A 1,825-nucleotide genomic window follows, 5' to 3' on the forward strand; every position below is an offset into this window, starting at 1 on the left:
CGAGCGGGCGGCGCATGACGGCGGCCGCGCCCCGGCCCCCCGCGCCGCCGCCCGCTGGCACGGCTTCGCGGCCGCCGTCATGCGCCGCCCGCTCGTCCTCGGCGGCACCGCGCTCGCGCTCGTCCTGCTGCTCGGCGCCCCGTTCCTCGGCGTCCGGTTCGGGCTCCCGGACGACCGCGTGCTGAACACCGCGGCGCCCGTCCGGCAGATGTACGACGAGATCCGCGCCTCGTTCCCCGTCGAGGAGGCCGACGCCCTGCAGATCGTCCTGCGGGACGCCGCGGGCGCGGGCCCCTACGCGGCCGGACTGTCGCGGGTCGACGGGATCGTCCGGGTCGACTCGCCCGCCGGGTCGTTCGCGGACGGCGCCCCCGTCCCGGCGCCCGCCGGGGCCGGGTACGCGTCCGGCGGCGGCGCCCGCGTCGTCGCCGTCCCGTCGTCCGAGCGGCTCGGAGCCGACGCCGTCGGGCTCGTCGAGGACGTCCGCGCCGTGCCCGCCCCGGGCCCCGCCCTCGTCGGCGGCTACCCGGCCGAACTCGCCGACTACCGCGACGCCGTCACCGCCCGGCTCCCGGTCGTCGCGGGACTGATCGTCGCCGTCACCGTCGTCGTCCTGTTCCTGATGACCGGCAGCGTCCTCGCCCCGCTCAAGGCGACCGTGCTGAACCTGCTGAGCCTGTCCGTCATGTTCGGCGCGCTCGTCTGGGTGTTCCAGGAGGGCAACCTGTCCGGCCTCCTCGGCTTCACCCCGACCGGCTCCATCGAACCGAGCATCCCGATCCTGATGTTCTGCATCGCCTACGGGCTCTCCATGGACTACGAGGTGTTCCTCCTCTCGCGCATCAAGGAGGAGTACGACCGGACGGGCGACGCCGCGGCCTCGGTCCCGCTCGGCATCGCGCGCAGCGGCCCCCTCGTCACGGCCGCCGCGCTGATCCTCGCCGTCTCGTTCGCGACCTACGCCACCGGCGACGTCGTCTTCCTGCAGCAGCTCGGCATCGGGATGGCCCTCGCCGTCCTCGTCGACGCCACCCTCATCCGCGGTGTGCTGCTCCCCGCGTTCATGCGGCTCGCGGGCCGCGCCAACTGGTGGGCCCCGGGCCCGCTCCGCCGCCTGCACCGCCGCGTCGGGCTGACCGAGGCGCCGTCCCCCGCGCCCGCGCCGGTGCCCGTGCCGGTCGCCGAGGAGGCGCGGGGGTGAGTAGCCGCGCGCGGCGGCCTGAGTACCCGAACGGATCCGCCGCGGCCGTCCGCACCGGTTGGGTGGAGGCATGGACACGAACACCCGCCGGGCGGTGCACCCCGCCGCCGTCGCCGTCCTGGTCCTGCTGCCGCCGCCGGTCCTCGCCGGCATGCTGCGGATGCTCGGGCCCGAGCACATCACGCTCCGCACGAACCCGGGCCTCGTCCCGCTGTACTGGGTGCCGTCCGTGCTGATGCTGGCGGGCGGCGCCGCGGCCCTCGCCGGCGGGTCCGTCCGGCGGGCGCGGCGCCGCCCGGGGCACCGCGGCCTGTGGGCGGCGGGCGCCGCGGCGCTCCTCATGGTCGTGCCGCTGCTGCTGTTCGCGTTCGTCTGCGTGTACGGCGCGTCCGCGAGCACGCTCGACGGCGGCTGGCTTCCCGAGAACCACTGACCCGCCGGGACGGGCGGGGCCGGGAAAAGGCCGAGCCGTGCGGACGCCGGGAGCGGGCGCCCGCACGGCTCGGGACGGGCGTCCTACGCGTCGACGCTGACGGGGACGCCGGTCTCCTCGGCGGCCGGCTTCCCGGCGGCCGGCGTGGCGGTGGCGGGCTCGGCGGCGGGCTCGGCGGGCTCGTCGCCGGC

Annotated in this window: 2 protein-coding genes; both read left to right on the forward strand. The window is 77.3% G+C overall.

Annotation, left to right across the window (positions count from 1 at the left end):
* Positions 1–1,201: MMPL family transporter (locus DMH08_RS39365; protein ID WP_148108664.1), on the forward strand; the 1,201-nt coding region annotated here is incomplete at its 5' end.
* 70 nt (positions 1,202–1,271) lie between these two features.
* The gene (locus DMH08_RS39370; RefSeq protein WP_125621360.1) at positions 1,272–1,634 is read left to right on the forward strand and encodes a hypothetical protein; all 363 of its coding nucleotides are present in this window, start codon (positions 1,272–1,274) and stop codon (positions 1,632–1,634) included.
* The last annotated feature ends 191 nt before the right edge of the window (positions 1,635–1,825 follow it).

Origin of the sequence: Actinomadura sp. WAC 06369, assembly GCF_003947565.1 — a bacterium.
GTDB classification, from domain to species: domain Bacteria; phylum Actinomycetota; class Actinomycetes; order Streptosporangiales; family Streptosporangiaceae; genus Spirillospora; species Spirillospora rifamycini.

Bases quoted from the DNA above. Each gene is read 5' to 3' on its own strand.
- DMH08_RS39370 (WP_125621360.1), top strand. From the start codon at position 1,272: ATGGACACGAACACCCGCCGGGCGGTGCACCCCGCCGCCGTCGCCGTC.